Annotated in this window: 16 protein-coding genes; 10 read left to right on the top strand and 6 right to left on the bottom strand. The window is 66.1% G+C overall.

What is annotated here, in order from left to right:
* The first annotated feature begins 128 nt into the window (after positions 1 to 128).
* The 6 genes from ACGFNJ_RS40915 to ACGFNJ_RS40890 all read left to right on the top strand — a co-directional run bounded on the left by ACGFNJ_RS40915 (position 129) and on the right by ACGFNJ_RS40890 (position 8825).
* Positions 129 to 851 (top strand): lysophospholipid acyltransferase family protein, encoded by a 723-nt coding sequence (locus ACGFNJ_RS40915; RefSeq protein WP_393461663.1) that lies wholly within the window; start codon positions 129 to 131, stop codon positions 849 to 851.
* Between the two features lie 2223 nt (positions 852 to 3074).
* Positions 3075 to 3569, top strand: coding sequence for a hypothetical protein (locus ACGFNJ_RS40910; RefSeq protein ID WP_393461465.1), 495 nt, complete (start codon positions 3075 to 3077; stop codon positions 3567 to 3569).
* A 530-nt stretch (positions 3570 to 4099) separates the two neighbouring features.
* Positions 4100 to 5659 (top strand): alkaline phosphatase D family protein, encoded by a 1560-nt coding sequence (locus tag ACGFNJ_RS40905; RefSeq protein WP_393461463.1) that lies wholly within the window; start codon positions 4100 to 4102, stop codon positions 5657 to 5659.
* Between the two features lie 122 nt (positions 5660 to 5781).
* Complete coding sequence (locus ACGFNJ_RS40900; protein WP_069165127.1) at positions 5782 to 7059, top strand: FAD-binding oxidoreductase; 1278 nt, start codon at positions 5782 to 5784, stop codon at positions 7057 to 7059.
* A 477-nt stretch (positions 7060 to 7536) separates the two neighbouring features.
* Positions 7537 to 7794 carry a hypothetical protein gene (locus ACGFNJ_RS40895; protein WP_393461461.1) on the top strand — a complete coding sequence of 86 codons (258 nt, stop codon included), beginning with the start codon at positions 7537 to 7539 and terminating at the stop codon, positions 7792 to 7794.
* A gap of 209 nt (positions 7795 to 8003) precedes the next feature.
* A complete protein-coding gene (locus ACGFNJ_RS40890) occupies positions 8004 to 8825 on the top strand; it encodes an SDR family NAD(P)-dependent oxidoreductase (RefSeq protein ID WP_393461459.1) in 822 nt (273 codons plus the stop codon).
* Positions 8826 to 9592: 767 nt separating this feature from the next.
* Here the strand turns inward: ACGFNJ_RS40890 and ACGFNJ_RS40885 are convergent.
* From ACGFNJ_RS40885 to ACGFNJ_RS40875, 3 genes are all read right to left on the bottom strand, one after another.
* Positions 9593 to 10453: a GNAT family N-acetyltransferase gene (locus tag ACGFNJ_RS40885; RefSeq protein ID WP_393461457.1), complete on the bottom strand. Its 861-nt coding sequence runs from the start codon at positions 10451 to 10453 to the stop codon at positions 9593 to 9595.
* Positions 10454 to 10565: 112 nt separating this feature from the next.
* A complete protein-coding gene (locus ACGFNJ_RS40880; RefSeq protein ID WP_069165130.1) occupies positions 10566 to 10982 on the bottom strand; it encodes a cytochrome c oxidase subunit 4 in 417 nt (138 codons plus the stop codon).
* Positions 10983 to 10996: 14 nt separating this feature from the next.
* Entirely contained in the window at positions 10997 to 12082 is a 1086-nt protein-coding gene (locus ACGFNJ_RS40875) for a cytochrome c oxidase subunit II (RefSeq protein WP_393461455.1), read from the bottom strand.
* Between the two features lie 454 nt (positions 12083 to 12536).
* Between ACGFNJ_RS40875 and asnB the strand changes: the two genes are divergently transcribed.
* Positions 12537 to 14480: an asparagine synthase (glutamine-hydrolyzing) gene (gene asnB / locus ACGFNJ_RS40870; protein WP_393461453.1), complete on the top strand. Its 1944-nt coding sequence runs from the start codon at positions 12537 to 12539 to the stop codon at positions 14478 to 14480.
* 676 nt (positions 14481 to 15156) lie between these two features.
* On the opposite strand, the gene ACGFNJ_RS40865 is transcribed toward asnB, so the two are convergent.
* Positions 15157 to 16125, bottom strand: coding sequence for a carbohydrate kinase family protein (locus tag ACGFNJ_RS40865; RefSeq protein WP_393461451.1), 969 nt, complete (start codon positions 16123 to 16125; stop codon positions 15157 to 15159).
* A 216-nt stretch (positions 16126 to 16341) separates the two neighbouring features.
* The gene (locus ACGFNJ_RS40860; protein ID WP_069165132.1) at positions 16342 to 16698 is read right to left on the bottom strand and encodes an iron-sulfur cluster assembly accessory protein; all 357 of its coding nucleotides are present in this window, start codon (positions 16696 to 16698) and stop codon (positions 16342 to 16344) included.
* A 228-nt stretch (positions 16699 to 16926) separates the two neighbouring features.
* Between ACGFNJ_RS40860 and ACGFNJ_RS40855 the strand changes: the two genes are divergently transcribed.
* Positions 16927 to 17598 (top strand): DUF3043 domain-containing protein, encoded by a 672-nt coding sequence (locus ACGFNJ_RS40855; RefSeq protein ID WP_393461449.1) that lies wholly within the window; start codon positions 16927 to 16929, stop codon positions 17596 to 17598.
* A 69-nt stretch (positions 17599 to 17667) separates the two neighbouring features.
* Here the strand turns inward: ACGFNJ_RS40855 and ACGFNJ_RS40850 are convergent, their stop codons facing one another.
* Positions 17668 to 17826, bottom strand: a complete 159-nt coding sequence (locus ACGFNJ_RS40850; RefSeq protein ID WP_393461447.1) for a hypothetical protein — start codon at positions 17824 to 17826, stop codon at positions 17668 to 17670.
* An 85-nt stretch (positions 17827 to 17911) separates the two neighbouring features.
* Here ACGFNJ_RS40850 and ACGFNJ_RS40845 point away from each other — a divergent pair, with 85 nt between their 5' ends.
* Together ACGFNJ_RS40845 and cobU are read left to right on the top strand one after the other, a co-directional pair.
* Positions 17912 to 18886 carry a helix-turn-helix domain-containing protein gene (locus ACGFNJ_RS40845; protein WP_393461445.1) on the top strand — a complete coding sequence of 325 codons (975 nt, stop codon included), beginning with the start codon at positions 17912 to 17914 and terminating at the stop codon, positions 18884 to 18886.
* Between the two features lie 541 nt (positions 18887 to 19427).
* A complete protein-coding gene (gene cobU, locus ACGFNJ_RS40840; protein ID WP_393461443.1) occupies positions 19428 to 19979 on the top strand; it encodes a bifunctional adenosylcobinamide kinase/adenosylcobinamide-phosphate guanylyltransferase in 552 nt (183 codons plus the stop codon).
* Positions 19980 to 20006 lie beyond the last annotated feature (27 nt).

Below are 20006 nucleotides of genomic sequence, written 5' to 3'. Positions count from 1 at the left end.
CGGGCGGGTGCACACATGGCAGAGTGTGGTGAGATTTGCCGCTGTGGTTGGATGTGATCTCGCACCAGCGGTAAAGTCGGCAACTGACGCAGGTGCCCGCCTCTATCCCGGTCCGGGGGAAGGACGTCATGTTCTACTGGCTGCTGAAGTATGTGCTGCTCGGACCGTTCATGCATCTCTACAACCGGCCGACGGTCGAAGGTGTGGAGAACATCCCGGCCGACGGCCCTGCGATCATGGCGGGCAACCACCTGTCCTTCGCGGACTGGCTGTTCGCGCCGCTGCTGAGCCCGCGGCGCATCAACTATCTGGCCAAGGCCGAATACTTCAACACCCCCGGCATCAAGGGTGCGTTCCAGAAGTGGTTCTTCACCACCTCCGGACAGTTCCCGATCGACCGCACCGGCGCCGACGCCGCCGAAGACGCGCTCAACGCCGCCCGCAAGCTGCTCGACCAAGGTCGGCTCGTCGGGCTGTACCCCGAAGGCACCCGCTCCCCCGACGGCCGCCTGTACAAGGGCAAGACCGGTCTCGCCCGGCTCGCACTGGAAACCGGTGTCCCGGTTATCCCGGTCGCGGTTATCGGCACCGACGACGTGAGCCCGCCCGGACCGTTCCGCTGGCGGCGGCGCAAGGTGACGGTCAAGTTCGGGACTCCGATCGACTTCTCGCGGTACGACGGGATGGGTGGGAACCGGTTCGTCGAGCGTGCGGTGACCGACGAGGTCATGTACGAGCTCATGCAGCTCGGTGGGCAGGAGTACGTGGACGTGTACGCGGCGAGCTTGAAGAAGGGCGTGCCGAGTGGGCCGCGTGAGGCGGCGCGGATTCCGCATACTGCGGCTAGTTGAGGTCCGGCTGGGCGGGGTTTCCGGGAGGGTTCGGGGCGGGCAGGTTTCAGTCCGGGAGAGCGTGGGGTAGTGCAGCTGCTGGCTTGGGCAAAGTGGTAGGGGGTAATGCAGCTCCTGGCTTAGGCAAAGTAGTAGGGGTAGAGCAGCTCCAGGCTTAGGCAAAGTGGCGGGGGCAGAGCAACTCCAGGCCTAGCCAAAGCGGCAGGGGCAGAGGCAACTCCTCGCCTAGGCCAAAGCGGCGGGGGGCAGAGCAACTCCAGGCCTAGGCCAAGCGGCGGGGGCAGAGCAACTCCAGGCCTAGCCAAAGCGGCAGGGGCAGAGGCAACTCCTCGCCTAGGCCAAATCGGCGGGGGGCAGAGCAACTCCAGGCCTAGGCCAAGCGGCGGGGACAGAGCAACTCCTCACCTAGGCCGCCAAAGTGGCAGGGGTGGAGCAACTCCTGGCTGGATCGGCGGGCGAGAAGTGGTTGCTGAGCCTGGTCGACGGTAGTCGAATGGTTGCACCTGGCCGTTGACGGTAGTCATATGGTGGCAATACGCGTCGAGACGCCCACCATTGGACTCCCGTCAATGCTTCAAGGTCTTTGAACCGGACCAGGTTCCGGACGGTGCAGCGGCTGCTCTCGGCGAATAGGGCATGGTCGGACCAACTCTGGGCCCGAGCTCCACACGACAGCAGAGCCTGGATCGGCGGGCGAGAAATGGCTGCTGAACCTCGTTGGCGCTAGTCGATCGGTTGCCGAGCCTCGTTGAGCGGTAGTCAAATGGTTGCTGACCCAAACTTGGCGTGAGAGAACTGGTTGCCGACCGTCATTGGCGTGAGAGAAGCGGTTGCGACAAGGTCGCGACACGCACCATTACTCTCACGCCAACGTCCCAAGATCCTTGGACGTGACCGCGGCCAGATGGCCGGGCCGAGAACTCGTGACGGTGTGGCGGTGCAGGTCGGGCTGACCTAACCGACGCCGGGTGCGCGCGGCCGGAGTAGCCGCCGCTGCCTCTGGATGGCTCTGCGCGATCTCCCACGAAGGCAGCCACTCGCGCCAGCGCACCGAGTTCGGCCGCCACCTCGGCGCGGCCCAGTTGATCGGAGAGAAATCGTTGTTGACCCATCGAGCGGAGAGAAATGGTTGCTCACCACCGTTGACCGGAGTCTTATGGTTGCAACACACCCGCGCGACACGCACCATTTCTCTCCGCTCAACATCCCCAAGATCACTTCCCCGAAAAGATCTTTGAACCGGACCACAGCCAAGCAACCCGGCTGGGACGAGCGAACGCGTGAGCGACTGCGGAGGTCAGCCGGGTACGGCACCCGACGCCACCACGCTATCCAGTGCAAACCCCGAAACTGTCCCGCTCGTCAGGAAACCGTCGAACCAGCGGATAAACCACCACCCCAAACGCAACCCGCCCTACGAAAGCTGCACTGGCCCAAAGCCGCGTCCGTCCGGGCTGGGTTGGTCTGAGACCGTGCCGCTTTGGGCTCGGCGAAGGCAAAGATTTCCCCGACTCCACGGTCTCCTGTGAGTACGGCATCTCGGTGTGTGCACCGGATTGGCGTGGTTGCGTCGCCTGCCGTACCCGGCTGACCTCCGCAGTCGCTCACGGGGTTCTCTTGTCCCGGCCGGGTCACTTGGCTGTGCTCCCGTCTCGAGAACTTTCAAGATCAAAGACAGAGATTCAAGATCAAAGACTCTGTCCCGCGCACTTTCTGTCTTCCCGCACACGATTTTGCTAGCAAAATCGTGTGCGGGAAGACAGAAAGTGCGCGGCTGCGGGGGGTTGAGGTCGGCTGCGTCGAATGTTTGCGCCTGCCACCAATTTCCGCTCCACCCTTGCGCAGTTGACGTACTGAGCACGCGCTCGCACCGATGGGCACGGGCACAACCCCACCCGAAGCGCCACCACACCCCTCGGGGTGGCGCAACACCTTCCGCTGTCCCACTCGGTGGGACAAGTCCGCACGAGTGGTACATGACGGAGGCGTTTACGGCGTGTCGCCTCCACCATGTACCACTCGTGGCGCTGTGCGTGGGCGAGCGGGACATGTCCGTGCCAGCTGGCGATATAGGCAGCTGCGGGTGTGCTGGTTGGGTCTTCGCACGCGAGCGGAATGTGTTGGCGCGCAGCGTGTACAGCGGAGTGCGGAGGGCGGCCAGACCAAGATATTCGGGGCAACCGTGCCGATAACGGCGCTCGGGTGTGTACCGAATTAATAGGCATGAGTCTGAAAAATAGTCCGCTACAACAGTTCTCGGTTCGCACCGGGGTTATCGTCACGACGATCGCTGCCGCGGTGGTTGGGTTCGCCGGATCCGCTGGCGCTGTCCCCAGCGACCCGGTCGTCCAGTTCACCCCGACCTTGACCCGCGTCCCCGGCAACTGCGCCGCGATCATCAACGCAGAGACCGTGCCGCAACCGCAGTCCGGCACGTTCGGTGTTCGGGTGAAGATCACTCAGTCCGGGCAGAACTGCTCGCCATACTTCGTCGGGGTGAGCTGGAAGAACCTCGACTCCGGAGCGACCAACGGGCAAGTGCATCCTGTCGACGCGAACGGCGTCCTCCAGCAGGCGCCGGACGGCGTGATCACCGGCTTCGGCACGGCGCCTGGTCCAGGCAAGGTGGAGGCGTGGCTCGTAACGTACTCCGAGCACTATCCGCAGGCCAAGGAACTGGAACACCTGTCGGGCCGTGCGACATTCACTCTCCGCTGACCACAAGGGGGGAAACAGGCTCGACGGCCGTGGGAAGCCGTTCGAGCCACCCGCCCAGGCGAAACCGCCTGGGCGGCGGCGCCGACCACCCGACACCGATCGCGCGACATTCGGCGGTCGAGGTGACCTCCAGGTGGGATCACTGGAGCAACGACGCGACCGCCCGAAACCGGCCACACGCATTCAGCTTGCCAAGGTGACCACCCGGCGAAACCGCACAGGCAGCGGAGCCGACCACACGTTCAGCCGTCGAGGTGGTCTCCGGGGCGAATCGCCTGGACAGCGGCGCCGACACCGATTCCGCCCACACGCATTCGGCCGCCGAGGTTGCCCCCCAGGCGAAACCCGCCTGGCGGCGGGGCCGACCACCCGATACCGGCCACGCTCGCAGGCCGATGAGGTGGGTGGGTTGCGGCGCGATCAGGGGGTGGGTTGGGTGAGAGGGAGGACACCATGTGGGGGAAGGGGCGTTAGCTAGCCGGACCTGGGCCGTTCACTTTGCGTTGGGATAGCTGGGTCAGGGTGAGCGCATGAGTGGTTCGAACTTTTCCCGGCGCAACCTGTTGCGCACCTCGGCGCTCGGCCTGGTGGCCGCGCCCGCGTTGGCGGCGTGTTCGTCCAATGACGGGCCGGGGCTGGTTCGGCAGCGGCCCGCGCTGACGCACGGTGTGGCGGTGGGTGATCCGCGCAGCGACGGTGCGTTGATCTGGGCGCGGGCGGATGGTCCGTCGAAGCTCATCGTCGAGACGTCGTCGAGCGAATCGTTCACCGACGTCAAGCGATTCACTGGGCCGTTGCTCACTCCGGAAAGCGACGGGACAGGGCGGGTGCGGGTCAACGGGTTGCCTGCTGGCCAGCAAGTGCATTACCGGGTGACCTTGGAGGGCGAGAACGGCGCCACCTCCGAACCGATCACCGGTGTGTTCCGCACGGTGCCGACCAGCGCCTCGGACATCAAACTGCAGTGGTCCGGCGATGTTGTCGGTCAAGGTTACGGAATCAACCCGGACCTGGGCGGCATGAAGATCTTCTCGACCATGGCCGCCCGCGACCCGCACCTGTTCCTGCACTCGGGCGACAGCATCTACGCGGACAACCCGGTCAAGGAATCGGTGACGCTGCCGGACGGGCGAATCTGGCGCAACATCGTCTCGGAGGCCAAAAGCGCTCCGGCACAGACACTTCAGCAGTTCCGCGGCAACTACGCCTACAACCTGACCGACCAGAACTACCTCCGTTTCAACACCTCGGTCGCGCAGGTGGTGCAGTGGGACGACCACGAGACGGTCAACAACTGGTATCCGGGCGGCCAGGTCGCCGAGTCCAAGAAGTACACCGAGCGCAGCATGGACACCCTGGCGACGCGCGCCTGGCAGGCCTTCCACGAGTGGATGCCGGTGGAGCCGAAGGAGGCGGTGGACGGCCGCCTCTACCGCAAGATCTCCTACGGTCCGCTGCTCGACGTCTTCGTGCTCGACATGCGGACCTACAAGGACACCAACAACGCCAACAACGGCCCCGATGGCCGCATTTTCGGTGCGGCACAAACGAAGTGGCTGATCGAGGGGCTGCGTGACTCCAAGGCGACCTGGAAGATCGTCGCCAACGATCTACCGCTCGGCCTGGTGGTCAAGGACGGCGAGCAGCCGAACACGACCGCGTTCGAAGGACCGGCCAACAACGATCCTGGCGCACCGTCGGGGCGGGAAACCGAGGTCGCCCAGGTGTTGTCGGCGATCAAGGCGAACAAGGTCGCGAACGTGGTGTGGCTGACCGCCGACGTGCACTACACGGCTGCGCACCACTATGCGCCGGAGCGCGCGGCATTCACCGACTTCGACGAGTTCTGGGAGTTCGTCTCCGGACCGCTCAACGCGGGCGCGTTCGGCCCGAACGAGCTCGACGCGACGTTCGGCCCCGAAGCGATGTTCGTGCACGCCCCGCCGGTGCAGAACAGTTCGCCGCTGGACGCGTTCCAGCATTTCGGCGAGGTGCTGATCGACGGCAAGTCAAGGGAGCTGACGGTCAGTTTGTGTGACGCGGCCGGATCTGTGCTGTTCAGTAAGCGGCTGGCGCCCGCGGCCGGATAGCGCCTACCTGCGCCTCGCGGACGTCCGGCGGCGGCGTCCGCTGAGGCGCGCTCTGTCGGTGGTTCACTCGCTCTCGAGATCGGGTGAGCGCCGCGGGCCGTGCTGTGGTTAGCTTGCGTGCCATGAGCACGCCGCAGTTTGTCTCCGCTGAGGAATATCTACCCCGCGATACAGCGGATGTCGTTCGCACGGTTCGGGATTCACGAGGCCGCACGGAACGCCTTACGGTGCGTGGCGGCGAGCAACTCGACGATGGACTCACGCTGCCCGCCCAGCCGACCGTGGTGTCGCTGCGACGGATGAATCAGGTGCTCGACATCAACCTCGGGCGGCGGACGGTGCGGGTGCAGGCGGGCGCCAAGCTGTCCGATATCGATCGGCGGCTCGGCGCGCACGGGCTCGGCCTGCCGATCGTCGGCGACCATCGCGACATCACTGCCGGCGGTTTCGCCTCCGTCGGCGGAGTGAGTGCGGCGTCGCACAAGTACGGCATGTTCATCGACCAGGTTGTCGATCTGGAGTACGTCGACACCGACGGCCGCATCGGCACCTGTGGGCGCACCCATCACACCGAGCGGTTCCACCGCATCCTCGGCGCGGGCGGGCGTGCAGGCATCATCACCGCGCTCACCCTCGACGTGATCGACATCGACAAGGACCGCACCTGGCTCAACACCAACGCGGACCGGTTCCTCGATTTCGACTCGTTCGTCGAGCACGCGTACGCGGAGATCACCCGGCCGGGTAATGCGGCGTTGCAGGTCGGCCGCTGGGTGGACACCGCGCCGCTGAAGGTCGCGCGGCCGGGTGGCACCGGGCATGTGCAGTTGGGCACGGTGCGGTTCGGCCAGTGGTCGAGCCTGTACCCGACCGAGCCGACCCGTGGACTGCGCGCGCGGCGTGAGGTCGGGTCGCGCGCACGAAAGTCGCTCGGTGTCATCGCTTCCGCGGCGGCCGGGCCCGCGGGCATGCCGTTGCGTAATGCGGCGGCGGGCGCGGTGTTGTTCGCGCCGAAGGTGCAGACCCTGCGCGATGCCGAGTATTTGGCCGATACGGCGCTCAGTTCGTCCGAGCGTGGACCCGCCTACCGGGTGGGTGTTTTCGCGCCGCTGTCGAGCTATACGTCGGTGTTCTACCGCCTCCACGATCTGTTCGCGGGACACCGCGAGCGCACCGGTTGCTTCACCGTCATCTCGGCGATGACCTACGGTGTGCGCTCGCGCTACCTGCGCACGGAATCCGCCGCGCGCGGCCTGTCCCCCGAGGACCACGGGCTGATCACGTTCACCTCGCGCCTGCGTCCCGCGGCGCTGCCTTCGGAACAGTTGCGCGACATCGTTTCCGGGATCGACGAGATCTGCCGCTCGGAGAACGCCCTGCGCTACGAATCCGAGGAGTAAGACCACGCACAACCACCAACCGCACATTTTCTGATCTCGCGCGTAGCGACTTGCCGCGTCAACACGCGTGCAGGTCTCAGAAGGTGTGCGGTTGTCTGCGTTTGAGGGCTGAGCTCGCTGCGGCGGGTGCCCGTCGCGGTTCCTCGGTCGTCTAGGCCATGCGCGCGGCGGTGGTCTTCTCGATCCGGTCCGGCGATCGGGCGGTTGCCGAGACTTTCCTCGGCTCGGGCAGACCTCGGACGGGACGGCGCACGTCAACCTCGCAACGGTGAGCACTGGTCGGGCCAGCGCGCCTGCGCGAGTTGCCGAGACGTTCCTCGGCTCCGGCACCTCGCGCAAACCCCGGACGGGATGGTGGACGTTGTCCTCGCAACGGAGAGCACCGGCTTGCCCGTTGTGCCTGCGCAGCACACGCCGAGCATGGCGTCGGCTACATCGCGGCGCCGGTCTTCGGCCGCGTCCGATGATCTGCACACCGTGCTCGACGAGACCATGGTGCTAGCCCCAGGAGGAAACTCTCACGCTCGCCGTATCTCTCTGGACGGCAAAGATATCGGCTGCCCGGTCGCCGAAGCCGGAGCGCTCGCGAGCCTTGTGGGCGAGCCGATCGATCGGGTGCAGCCGCTCTTCGACATGATCGGCCCGCGGACTTGGCGTTTCGGCGAACTGCCGGAGCAATCCGCAACGGTGAGCATTCTCGGGAACGACCTGATCGCCCTTGTGATCCGGTCCTAGAGTGACGCCGTCGGCCAGGCAGTCATCGCAGAGCAACAGTCACGCTGACGACCGGAGTCGGCGAAACCGCGGTGCGGAAGGCGGGACGGCCCTTAGACTGTCACGCGTCGCACCCGGTCGCTGATCGTTAGCGATACAGGCGATTCGGCACTGTCGGGCGGGTGCCGTGCGTTCGTCCAGCTCATTCGCATGTGAAGGTTGCTGTGCCGATGCTTGAATTTCGCCCTGCCCCTGCCCTGTTCGCGAAGCGCCCCCGCTCTACCGAGGAATCTCTCACCGGTAAGCGGATTCTCATCACCGACGCCTGCTCGGAAATCGGGCGCACCACCGCTGGACTACTAGCCGGACGCGGCGCTCAGGTGCTGTTGGTCGCGCGGCGCAGCGACCAGCTCATCGAGGCGTGCGCGACGATCCGCGCGGATGGCGGTGAAGCACACTGGTGCCGTTGCGATGTCGCCGCGCTCGGCGATGTCGACCAGCTGGTCACGTGGGTACTCAGCGAATACGGCGCGGTCGATGTGCTGATCAACAACGCGGGTCGCCCGCTGCAGCGGTCGGTCACGCAGACACTGCATCGCTTCCGCGACTACCAAACCATGATGGCCGCCAACTACTTCGGCCCGCTGCGTCTCACTCTCGGCCTGCTCCCCGCCATGCTGCGCGCCAGCGCGGGCCACGTCGTCAACGTCGGCCCGTGGAGCGCGAACATCAGCGCCGCACCGAATTTCGCGTCCTACGCGAGCGCACAGGCCGCCTGGATCACCTTCGGCCAGTGCGCCGACGCCGAGCTCGCACCGCACGGTATTCAGGTCTCCAGCGTCCACTACCCGGCCTTCCAGGCCGATATCGACCCCGAGGCACCCCAGGACGAACCGCATGTCCCAGCGGCCGATCAGGCCGCCCACCGAGTCGAAGCCGCCGTCCTCAGCCGCTGCCCCCGCGCCGATCCTCGCTTCAGCCGCACCCTCTACGCCCTCGCCGCCGTCGCCCCCCGCTCGACCGCCCGCCTGATGCACGCCTTCGGCAACTAACGCGCGGCAGACCGCACAGCCCCGCCAGATGCACGCCCTCGACAACCAGCGCGCCCGCCCACTGATGCACGCCGCCAGCAACCAACGCGCGGCAAAACCACACAGCCCGCCAGATGCACGCGCTCGGCAACCAACGCGCGGCAGACCGCACGACCCCGCCCAATGCACGCCCTCAGCAACCAACACGCGCCAAACCACACAGCCCCGCGTAACGCATGCCCTCGACAACCAACGCGCGCCCGCCCACTGATGCACGCCCTCGGCAACTAACGCGCGGCAAAACCACACAGCCCCGCCAGATGCACGCGCTCGGCAACCAACGCGCGGCAGACCGCACGACCCCCTAATGCACGCCCTCAGCAACTGACGCTCTGCAGGACCGCAGCACGCCACGCTCCTCGTCGAGGATTTCCGCGCTGAATCGCGATGCTGGCGGCGGCGCTCTGTCGCGGTACCTCAGCATCATGAGGCATTGAGACACAGCCAATTTCGTGGCAGAGGTGCGTCCTCACTGTGCGCCGCGGCCCGCATATGCCACCAGCACAACGTGTTTCGCGAGCGCACGAAACACCGATGCGCCATCCCGAATTTCGGGTGCAGCCGCGTCGACAGTCCAGCACCCGCCGACCCATGCGGTCAGCACCGTGGCGCCGCTAGTCGCCGCTTGAAGGCCTCGGCGGCCTTTACCTTCCGCATCCCGAGTTTCGAGCGTCGGCCGCGCTGACAGTCCAGCTCTTCCCCTGCCGCGACGACGTCGACCGAACTCCCTAATAGGTTGCGCCGAGCCGCATTTCGACCTGCTCCTCGACAATCTCGTAGCCCAACCGCTGATAGATGCCGTTGCTCGTGGGATTCGATTTATCGGTGAACAGCAGCACCTCGCGATGTCCGGTGTCCAGCGCCACTCGCGACACGTGGTGCGTCACCGCTGCCGCGTAGCCGTGTCCGCGATGTTCCGGCGGGGTGGCCACCAGACCGACCCGCACGATCCCGGCAACGCTACGTGACAGCGACGCGACCGACACCGGCTGTCCATCGACCTCCCACAACCAAATACCGTTGTAGGACAGCCGCTCTCCGACCACATCGAACGACGCCGAGGTGTCTTCCTCCTCGAACACTTTGGTGAAATCCTCCAGCACTCCCCGGTCGGACGGCTGCGCACGCCGGGCCCGCCCGGCCGTCGGGCGCGGCGCAACCAGCTCACCCAATCGGTAGAGAAGTTGGTGGTCAACGATTTCGGATCCGCGCTGCGTTGCCTCGGCAAACGCATGCACCGCACCGACCGGGCCGACGACGTAGTCGACGTCGCGACCGGCGTTGTTCAGTGCCGCGACCAGCTCGGCCGCGTCGGCAGCGGCCAGCCCGAACAGACCCAACGGGTATGGCCGGGTATGGACGATCGCACCGCCGACCTGCCCGCCGCGCGACAAGCAGCCGAACAGCGGCGGGTTCGGATGCCCCGGCACATTGCCTGCGGCAACAGTCGCACTCACGGTCAACGCAACGTTGTGTTCAGCAGGCCGGGACCGCAGAAACCCGCCGGCCGCCCCGAGAAACTGCTCGACATCTTCGGTGAAGCTCCACCCCATGCCGCCCATGCTGCCGAAACCGGGCTCGCCACGCATCCCAATTGTTTGGCGAGTGCCCCACGGCGGCGGATACCGCGTGGCGAGGATCGGCACCCCGAAACGGCAAGAGCCCCTCCCGCATCGGCGGAAGGGGCTCTTGTCAGCTAGCTCAGTGCTTTTCGGGTCCCACGTAGTACTCGAAGACCAACCCGGCGGCGGCGATCAGGATGCAGATCACGCCGAGCCCGATCAACCAGAACTGGAAGAACGCGAAGCCGGTGGCGGTGATGGCGCCGGCCGCGGCCAGCGTGATGGGCCAGAAGCTGCCGGGCGAGAAGAACCCGAGATCACCTGCGCCGTCAACGATTTCGGCGTCTTCGTAGTCCTCGGGACGCAGGTCGAGGCGACGCGCGACGAAGCGGAAGTAAGTGCCGATGATCAGCGACAGGCCCGCAGTCAGCACGATCGCTGTGGTGCCTGCCCATTCCACGCCGGTACGGGACACGCCGGTGAAGTATCCGTAGATCACCGCGGTGATCACGAAGAACAACGTCAGCAGTTCGAAAATCCGCGCTTCGATCTTCATATCAGATCAGTCCCTTACTTTGCCTCGGCCGCGGTCTTGGTCGTGCGCTCGGTGTTGAACGGCCGAGTCGATGTGGCGACCGGCGACTCCCCGATGGACTCCAGCGCTTCGGCGTTGGTCTTGCCCGCCTTGCGCGCGTCCAGGTACTTGGTGAACTTCTCCGGCGAGACCGCGCGGACCTCGAAGTTCATCATCGAGTGGAAGGTGCCGCACATTTCGGCGCAGCGGCCGACGAACGCGCCTTCCTTTTCGATCTTGGTGATCTGGAAGATGTTGTCCGAGTGGTTTTCCTTCGGGTTCGGCATCACGTCGCGCTTGAACAGGAACTCCGGCACCCAGAAGGCGTGCACCACGTCGGCGGCGGCGAGCTGGAACTCGATCACCTTGTTGGTCGGCAACACCAGGACCGGCACCTCGCTGCTGGAGCCGTAGGTCTCGACCGTGTCGTAGTGCAGGTAGGACAGGATGTCGTTCTCCGGCTTGCCGTGCACCGGTCCCGGCTGCGGGTGACCGTCCTTGGTCCGCTCCTTGTACTCCTCCAACTGCTCCTGGTTCGACGCCTCACGAGTGGTGTCGATGCCGTTGAAGGTGTACTTGACGCCGTCCTTGAAATCGACGTTGCGGTAACCGAACTTCCAGTTCCACTGGAAGGCGGTCACGTCGACGGTGACATCAGGGTTGGGGATCTTCTCGTGCACGTAGTTCTGCACGACGACGGTGAAGTAGAACAGCACCGCGATGATGACGAACGGCACCGCCGTGTAGGTCAGCTCGAGCGGCACGTTGTAGCCGGTCTGCCGCGGGAACTCCGGGGAGTCGGCCTTCTTGCGGTGGAAGGCGACGGTCCAGAAGGTCAGGCCCCACACCAGCACGCCCATCAGCAGTGCGGCGATGACCGACCAGGTCCAGAGCTCGCGCATCTTGGTGGCCTGCGGCGTGATGCCCGAAGGCCAGCCGAACCGCAGCCAAACATTGTCGATGGAGCAGCCCGAGACGAGCACCGCGGTGATCCCGAGGGACACCGCCAGCCCGGCCCGCCGAAGGATACGGCCTCGACCCGAGGGTCGTGCCCCGATCACTTCGCTCGCCTTGTGCGCCACGCTCACGCCTTCCTGGTCGCCACACATTCCGACATTTGCACCGCCTGGGCTGCGACCGCCCGGCGATACGTTCTAAGCACATGTCAGGCCGGTCTCCGGTGCGCATGCGCCGCCTGAGAATGGCCTGAGTACTACGCAGCGTAGACCAAACGAGCGCCCTGTTCGTCGTCGGGTCGGATTCGACACTCCGCCGATCGCGCGCCGAGCAGGGTCACCGGCGCGTCCGCTCCGACAGCTCCGGTCAAAAGCCCTGGACAGGGTGCGCGCGAGGCGCGAACCGGGCGTGTGCGGCATACTCGGACACAACATTTCGGCCGCTGTGTTCTCCGCGAGGGCAGGCTCCGGCACGTCCCGGAACGACCGCTCGCGACAGACACCGCCCGCCGCCCCCGCAAGACATGTGGACGCCACGGTTCGGTGGCGCCCCGACCGGAGAAACGAGGTTGCCGACGCCGTGTGTGGACTGCTCGGGTTTCTGACATCTGACGAAGCAGCACCCGACGTGGTGGAGCGGGTGTACGACGCGCTGCACTGCGTCCGGCACCGCGGCCCCGACGAGCGCGGCACCTGGCACGACGATCACATGATCTTCGGCTTCAACCGCCTGTCGATCATCGACATCGAGCATTCCCACCAGCCGCTGCGCTGGGGCCCGCCGGAGAACCGGGAGCGCTATGCGCTGACCTTCAACGGCGAGATCTACAACTACCTGGAGCTGCGCGAGGAACTGGCCGCGGCACACGGCGCCGAGTTCGCCGACGGCTCGATGTTCCTGACCGAGGGTGACGGCGAGGCGGTGGTCGCGTCGTTCCACTACTGGGGTCCCGAGGCGGTGCGCAAGCTGCGCGGCATGTTCGCGTTCGCGATCTGGGACACCGAGACCAACGAGCTGTTCCTGGCCCGCGACCCGTTCGGCATCAAGCCGTTGTTCCTGGCCACCGGGCCCGGCGGGACCGCGTTCGGCAGCGAGAAGAAGAGCCTGCTGGAACTGCTGCCCGCGCTCGGCCTGAGCGACGCGCTGGATCCGCGAGCGCTGGAGCACTACACGGTGCTGCAGTACGTGCCGGAGGCGGAGACGCTGCACAAGGACATCCGGCGGTTGGAATCCGGCAACTACGCGACGGTGCGGCCCGGCGAAGCGCCGAAGACCACCCGGTACTTCCAGCCGCAGTTCAAGGTTCGTCCGTTCGCGCCGGGTTCGGCGGCCGCGCGCTACCGCGAGATCGCCGAGGCGATGGAAGATTCGGTCGCCAAGCACATGCGCGCCGACGTCACCGTCGGCTCGTTCCTGTCCGGCGGCATCGACTCCACCGCGGTGGCGGCACTTGCCATGCGGCACAACCCGAAGCTGATCACCTTCACCAGCTGCTTCGAACGCGAAGGTTATTCGGAGGCCGACGTCGCCGCCGAGACCGCGGCGGCGATCGGCGCCAAGCACGTCATCAAGACCGTCTCCCCCGCCGAGTTCGCCAACGCGATTCCCGAAATCGTTTGGTACCTCGACGATCCGGTCGCCGACCCGGCGCTGGTGCCGCTGTACTTCGTGGCCAAGGAAGCGCGCAAGCACGTGAAGGTCGTGCTGTCCGGTGAGGGCGCCGACGAGCTGTTCGGCGGGTACACGATCTACCGGGAGCCGTTGTCGCTCAAGCCGTTCGAATACCTGCCCGGCGGGCTGCGGCGGCTCGCGGGCAAGCTGTCCGAGCGGATCCCGGACGGCACACGCGGCAAGAGCCTGCTGCACCGTGGCTCGTTGAGCCTGGAGCAGCGCTACTACGGCAACGCGCGCAGCTTCAGCGACGCCCAATTGCGGTCCGTGCTGCGCGAATTCCGGCCCGAATGGACCCATCAGGACGTCACCGCGCCGATCTACGCGCAGTCGCGCGGCTGGGACCCGGTGGCACGCATGCAGCATCTGGACCTCTTCACCTGGTTGCGCGGCGACATCCTGGTCAAGGCCGACAAGATGACCATGGCGAACTCGCTCGAATTGCGGGTGCCGTTCCTGGATTCCGAGGTGCTGAAGGTGGCCGAGGGGCTGCCGTTCGAGCAGAAGATCACCAAGGAAACCACGAAATACGCACTGCGCCAGGCGCTCGAGGGCATCGTGCCGCCGCACGTGCTGCACCGCGCCAAGCTCGGTTTCCCGGTTCCGCTGCGGCATTGGCTGCGCGGCACCGAACTCTACGACTGGGCCCAGCAGCAGATCACCGAATCGCAGACCGATCACCTGCTGAACAAGAAGGCGATCAGCGACATGCTCGTCGCCCATCGCGCAGGCGCCTCCGATCACAGCCGTCGGCTGTGGACCCTGCTGGTGTTCATGGTCTGGCACGGTATTTTCGTCGAGGACCGGATCAAGCCGGAGATCCAGGAGCCGGTCTACCCGGTCTCGCTGTAAGCCTTTCAAGATCAGGAGGCACTGGTGGCGGAGCGCTCTCGCGCGATGCCGCCACCAGTGCCTCCTGATCTTGATGCCCGCCCGTGACCGGCGTGGCTGAGACGAAAGGGTGCCCCTCGGCCGAAAGGTCGAGGGGCACTCTTTGTTCAAGACCGGCTCTCGCGGGAAGTCGAGGGCACTCTATGTTCGGGACCGCCGCTCGCCGGAAGCCGATGGCCACTCTGCGTTCAAGCCCAGCCCTCGTCACAAGCCGAGGCCACTCCGTGCTCGTGCCCAGCCCTCGCCGGAAGCCGATGGCCACTCTGCGTTCAAGATCAAGGGGTACTGGTGCAGGTGCGCTCTCGGGCGATGCCTACACCAGTACCCCATGATCTTGATGCTTGCCCGCGACCGGCCCGGCAGAGACAAACGAGTGCCCCTCGACCGAAAGGTCGAGGGGCACTGTGTGTTCGAGACCGGCGGACGTCGGGCTCTGTGTTCGAGACCGGCCCCACCGGAAGTCGAGGGCACCCCGCGTTCGAGACCGCCCCCACCGAAAGTCGAGGGAACTCTGCGTTCGAGGCCGGCGCTCGGCGGAGGTCAAGGAGCACCCAGTGTTCACGACCGGCCCTCGCCGGAAGCCGAGGAGCACTCTATGTCCAAGACCGGCTCGCCGGAACGAGCTCGGGTACTGACCTCAGAGCAGCGGCTTGATCTCCGCCGCCGCCTCGGCGCCGTACGCACCTGCCAGCCGCTCGAGCGCGGCTTCCTTGTTGAGCGTCCACTCCTGGGTGCCCATCGTCTCCAGCACCAGCACGGCGATGAGGGAACCGAGTTGCGCGGAACGCTCCAGGCTGAGGCCGGCGGTGTGGCCGGTGAGGAAGCCCGCGCGGAACGCGTCGCCGACACCGGTCGGCTCCACCTTCACGGTCTCCGGGACCACGCCGACGGTGATCTCGGTGCCGTCCTTGTCGACGATGTGCACGCCGTGCTCGCTGAGCGTGGTCACTCGAATGCCGACTCGCTGCGCGATCTCGTCCTCGCTGAGGCCGGTCTTCTGCAGCAGCAACGCCCACTCGTACTTGTTGGTGAAAAGGTAAGCGGCGCCGTCGATCAGCTGGATCGCCTGCTCACCGTCGAGCCGGGCCAGCTGTTGGGACGGATCGGCGGCGAACGGGATGCCGAGCTCGCGGCACTGCGCGGTGTGCCGCAGCATCGCGTCTGGGTCGTTGGCGCCGACCAGCACGAGGTCCAGCGAATGCGCTTGCGCGAGTTCGGCAATGGAGATGTCGCGGGCCTCGCTCATCGCACCCGGGTAGAACGAGGCGATCTGCGCCATGTCGTCGTCGGTGGTGCAGACGAAACGGGCGGTGTGCGCCCGCTCGGAGATCAGCACGCCGGAGCAGTCGACACCGTGCGATTCCAGCCACTGGCGGTACTCGGCGAAGTCGGCGCCGACCGCACCGACGAGCAAGGGCGTGCGGTTCAAAAGCCCCATGGCATAAACGATGTTGCCCGCGACACCGCCGCGACGGATCTGCAAATCGTCGACGAGGAAGCTCAGCGACACGTGGTCGAGTTGATCGGCCAGCAGTGCGTCGGCGAACCGTCCAGGAAAACGCATGAGGTGATCGGTGGCAATGGACGCGGAAACGGCGATGGACACGAGGCTGAGCCCTTCAACGGTAGGAGACAGGCGGGTGAAGAACCGGGAAACCAAGTCCCCGCATCACCGTACCAATCTTGGGTCGTCTCTCCGAGAACTACGCAGTCCGGTGTGTGCCAATCGACTTGGCCGCGTGGCCGAAAAACGCGCAACCCCGCGTGATCGACGATCACGCGGGGCGGGCTGTTTACGCGGTTCGCCCGGTTCGGGCCAGTTTCAGTTGAACGAATCGCCGCAGGCGCAGGAGCCGGTGGCGTTCGGGTTGTCGATCGTGAAGCCCTGCTTCTCGATGGTGTCGACGAAGTCGATGGAGGCACCCTGGATGTACGGGGCGCTCATCCGATCGACAGCCAGCTTGACGCCGCTGAATTCGACAACGATGTCGCCGTCGAGCGAGCGGTCGTCGAAGAAGAGCTGGTATCGCAGGCCGGCACATCCGCCGGGCTGCACCGCGATGCGCAGCGCCAGGTCGTCGCGACCCTCCTGGTCCAGCAGCGCCTTCGCCTTGCTGGCGGCAGCATCGGTCAGCACGGCACCGTGAGTTTCGGTGGCGGTCTCGTTCTGCACAGTCATGAACTCTCCTCGAGGAACCTGTCGTCGACCCGTGAACAGCGCACGGGTCGTGTCGGTCAACACCACTCGGCGGGCTGCTATTCCCCATCTTGCCACCACCGGGTCCTGAGCAACACACGCCCACGTGTTCAGCAACCCCAGCGGCCGCCGTCCCCGGCGTGACCTGTCACACCTGCGCGAATCGGACCGCATTTCCTGCCGCGTATGTCATCGAATAGCCTGGTCGGTGTGAAATTGTTCCGTCGCGGCGAGTCCAGCACCACCGACGCGGCCGCCGATCAGACGGCGGTCGTGGACGACAGCTCGGCCGCGGGCTCCACTCGCACGGCGGTTTCCGCCACCGCGGGCAAGGGCCGTCCCACTCCGAAACGTCGTGACGCACAAGGCAAGCGCCGTGGCCCGGTCGCGCCTGCGCCGATGACCCCGAAGGAGGCCCGCGCTCGGCGCAGGGCCGCCCGCGGCAGCAAGGAGGACCGTAAAGCGGCCTCCGCGGAGCGCAAGGCCGCGGCCGCCGATCGCCGGACCCGCATGCTCGCCGGTGAAGACAAGTACCTGCTGCCGCGCGATCAGGGACCGGTGCGCGCGTTCGTCCGCGACATCGTCGATGCCCGGCGCAACCTGGTCGGCCTGTTCATGCCGATGGCGCTGGTGCTGATCTTGTCGATGTTCGTCGCGCCTGCGCTGCAGACGATCGTCACGCTGGCGATGCTGGTGATGATGGCCTTCATGATCATCGAGGGTTTCGTGCTCGGGCGGATCGTGAACAACCGGGTCAGGGAGCGCTTCCCGGACAGCATCGACACCGGCTACAAGATCGGCTGGTATGCGTTCGTGCGCGCTTCGCAGATCCGCAAGATGCGGGCGCCGAAGCCGCGTATCGGGCCTGGCACTGCCGTCTAGCCCCGTACACGAGTGCGGCCCGGCTCGGGATCCGAGCCGGGCCGCTTCTGTAGGCGGACACATGAGGGATTAGTGGTGAGCGCCGCGGGCGACCATCGCCGTCAGCTCGGCCTGCATGCGCTCGGCGTCGCGGTCGGTGATGGACGGGGTCGATGCTGCGCTGGAGAAGCTCTGCACGAGGATCGCAAAGCCGACGATGACTGCCAGGGTGAGTGCAAAAGTAATCATGGCAGTAATTTTGCGCCCAATGAGTTCCCGCCGAAAGTGGCGGTACTGCCACCCTTCGTAAAGATTCGGCCAGTACACTGGTTGCATGCTGTCCAAGGTTGCGGTGGTGCTGTCCGATCGCATGGCGATGTTCGAATTCGGGGTCATCTGCGAGGTGTTCGGCATGGACCGAACCGCCGACGGCCTGCCAGCCTTCGACTTCAAGGTCTGCGGGGCCGAACCAGGAAAGCCGTTGCGGTCCACCGCCCCCGGTGTCTCCGTCACCCCCGACTACGGCCTCGAAGAGCTGGTGAAGGCCGACCTGATCGCCATTCCCGCCGCCAACGCGAAGCACGGATTCGACCCGCGCGTCGTCGACGCCATCCGGGACGCCGCAGCGGCAGGCGCCATCGTCCTCACGGTGTGCTCGGGTGCGTTCATGGCCGGCGCGGCCGGACTGCTCGACGGGCGCAAATGCACCACGCACTGGGGCCACGTGGACGAGCTCGCTGCGTTGTACCCCAATGCGACCGTCGACCCCGACGTGCTGTTCGTCGACGAAGGCAACCTGATCACCAGCGCAGGCACCGCAGCAGGCATCGACGCGTGCCTGCACCTGGTCCGCCGCGAACTCGGCAGCGCCGTCGCCAACGCGATCGCCCGCCGCATGGTCGTGCCGCCCCAACGTGACGGCGGCCAACGGCAATTCATCGAACGCCCCGTCGCCACCTGCACCTCCGACAGCCTCGTCTCGACACTCGAGTGGATGAACGACAACCTCGACCTCCCGCACACCATCGAGGAACTCGCCGCCCGCTCCACCATGTCCACCCGCACCTTCGCCCGCCGTTTCGCCGCCGAAACCGGGACAACCCCGGTGAAGTGGCTGACCAACCAGCGGGTCCTGCTCACCAAACAACTGCTCGAAGAAACCGACCTCGGCCTCGAACAAATCGCCACCCGAGCAGGTTTCGGCTCCGGCGCCCTCCTCCGCCACCACTTCCAACGCCTCGTCGGCATCGCCCCCACCGAATACCGCCGCCGCTTCGGCCCCTGCGAACCCGTAGAAACCTCCGCCTGAATCCCATTCTCGCGCAACCGAATCAAGTCACCTCCCACCCCAACCCCAAGCACTCTCCTGGTTGAGTTGCCCGGCGCGGCTAGCTCCCCTGCCACGGCCAACTTCCCAGACCCAGGCGACTTCCCAAGCACGGCCGACTCCCCTGGAGCAGCCAACTCCCCTGGCACGGTTGATTCTTGGGCACAGGCGACTCCCCTGGGCGCGGTCAACTCCCCCGGCGCGGCGGCCGACTCCTCGAATACGGACAACTCATTGGAGTGTGGTGGCTCTGTCCAGCTGAATCAGGGAGCTGCGATGCACCGACCCCGGGTTCACCGGGAGCGGCTGGCCCCCTGGCGCGCCTGGCTCCGCAAGCGCGGCCAGCTCCTCGGGCACAGGCCACTCCAAGGGCACGGCCAACTCCCCAAGCGCGGCCAACTTCTCGTACACGGACAACTCATGGGTGTGGTGGCTCTGTCCAGCTGAATCAGGGAGCTGCGAACTGGACCGACTCGGGGTTCGCCTGGCGTGGGCAGGTGTTGGCGGTTGATAGCGTGCTGACGTGCCGCACAGTGTTCCGTCCTCCGAACCGCGCCGGATCCTCGTCCTCGGCGGGGCGCGATCGGGCAAGTCGGCTTACGCCGAAGAGTTGGCGGCGGCGGCCGGTCCGGTGCGCTACCTTGCAACCTCGATCCCCGACCCTGCGGATCACGACTTCGCCGAACGCATCGCTAAACACCGCGATCGCAGGCCCCCCGACTGGGACGTGATCGAAAGCGCCGATCCGGCAGCAATACTCAGCACTGCGCCATCCGACGGCACTACTCTCATCGACGACATCGGCACCTGGCTCACCGCCCGCATCGACGCACTCGACGCCTGGGATTCCCCTCGCGGCACCGTCACCCCCGCCGCCGACGCCCTCGTCACCGCAGTCGCCGCCTACCCCAACCGCCTGATCATCGTCACCCCCGAAGTCGGCATGGGCATCATCCCCGCCACCCGCTCCGGCCGCCTCTTCCGCGACGAAATCGGCACCCTCAACCAACGCCTAGCCCAAGCCTGCGACCACGCCGTCCTCGTAGTAGCCGGCCTCCCCCTCCCCCTCAAATAGCCCTTGCGGGGCGCGCACCCAATCCGC

Source organism: Nocardia sp. NPDC049149, from assembly GCF_043197455.1.
Classification (GTDB): Bacteria; Actinomycetota; Actinomycetes; order Mycobacteriales; family Mycobacteriaceae; genus Nocardia.
This window is presented reverse-complemented; position numbering and strand designations above follow the sequence as displayed.

Bases quoted from the DNA above. Each gene is read 5' to 3' on its own strand.
- ACGFNJ_RS40885 (WP_393461457.1), bottom strand. From the start codon at position 10,453: ATGCGTGGCGAGCCCGGTTTCGGCAGCATGGGCGGCATGGGGTGGAGC.
- ACGFNJ_RS40850 (WP_393461447.1), bottom strand. From the start codon at position 17,826: ATGATTACTTTTGCACTCACCCTGGCAGTCATCGTCGGCTTTGCGATC.
- ACGFNJ_RS40910 (WP_393461465.1), top strand. From the start codon at position 3,075: ATGAGTCTGAAAAATAGTCCGCTACAACAGTTCTCGGTTCGCACCGGG.
- ACGFNJ_RS40860 (WP_069165132.1), bottom strand. From the start codon at position 16,698: ATGACTGTGCAGAACGAGACCGCCACCGAAACTCACGGTGCCGTGCTG.
- ACGFNJ_RS40880 (WP_069165130.1), bottom strand. From the start codon at position 10,982: ATGAAGATCGAAGCGCGGATTTTCGAACTGCTGACGTTGTTCTTCGTG.
- ACGFNJ_RS40915 (WP_393461663.1), top strand. From the start codon at position 129: ATGTTCTACTGGCTGCTGAAGTATGTGCTGCTCGGACCGTTCATGCAT.
- ACGFNJ_RS40845 (WP_393461445.1), top strand. From the start codon at position 17,912: ATGCTGTCCAAGGTTGCGGTGGTGCTGTCCGATCGCATGGCGATGTTC.
- ACGFNJ_RS40900 (WP_069165127.1), top strand. From the start codon at position 5,782: ATGAGCACGCCGCAGTTTGTCTCCGCTGAGGAATATCTACCCCGCGAT.
- ACGFNJ_RS40905 (WP_393461463.1), top strand. From the start codon at position 4,100: ATGAGTGGTTCGAACTTTTCCCGGCGCAACCTGTTGCGCACCTCGGCG.
- ACGFNJ_RS40890 (WP_393461459.1), top strand. From the start codon at position 8,004: ATGCTTGAATTTCGCCCTGCCCCTGCCCTGTTCGCGAAGCGCCCCCGC.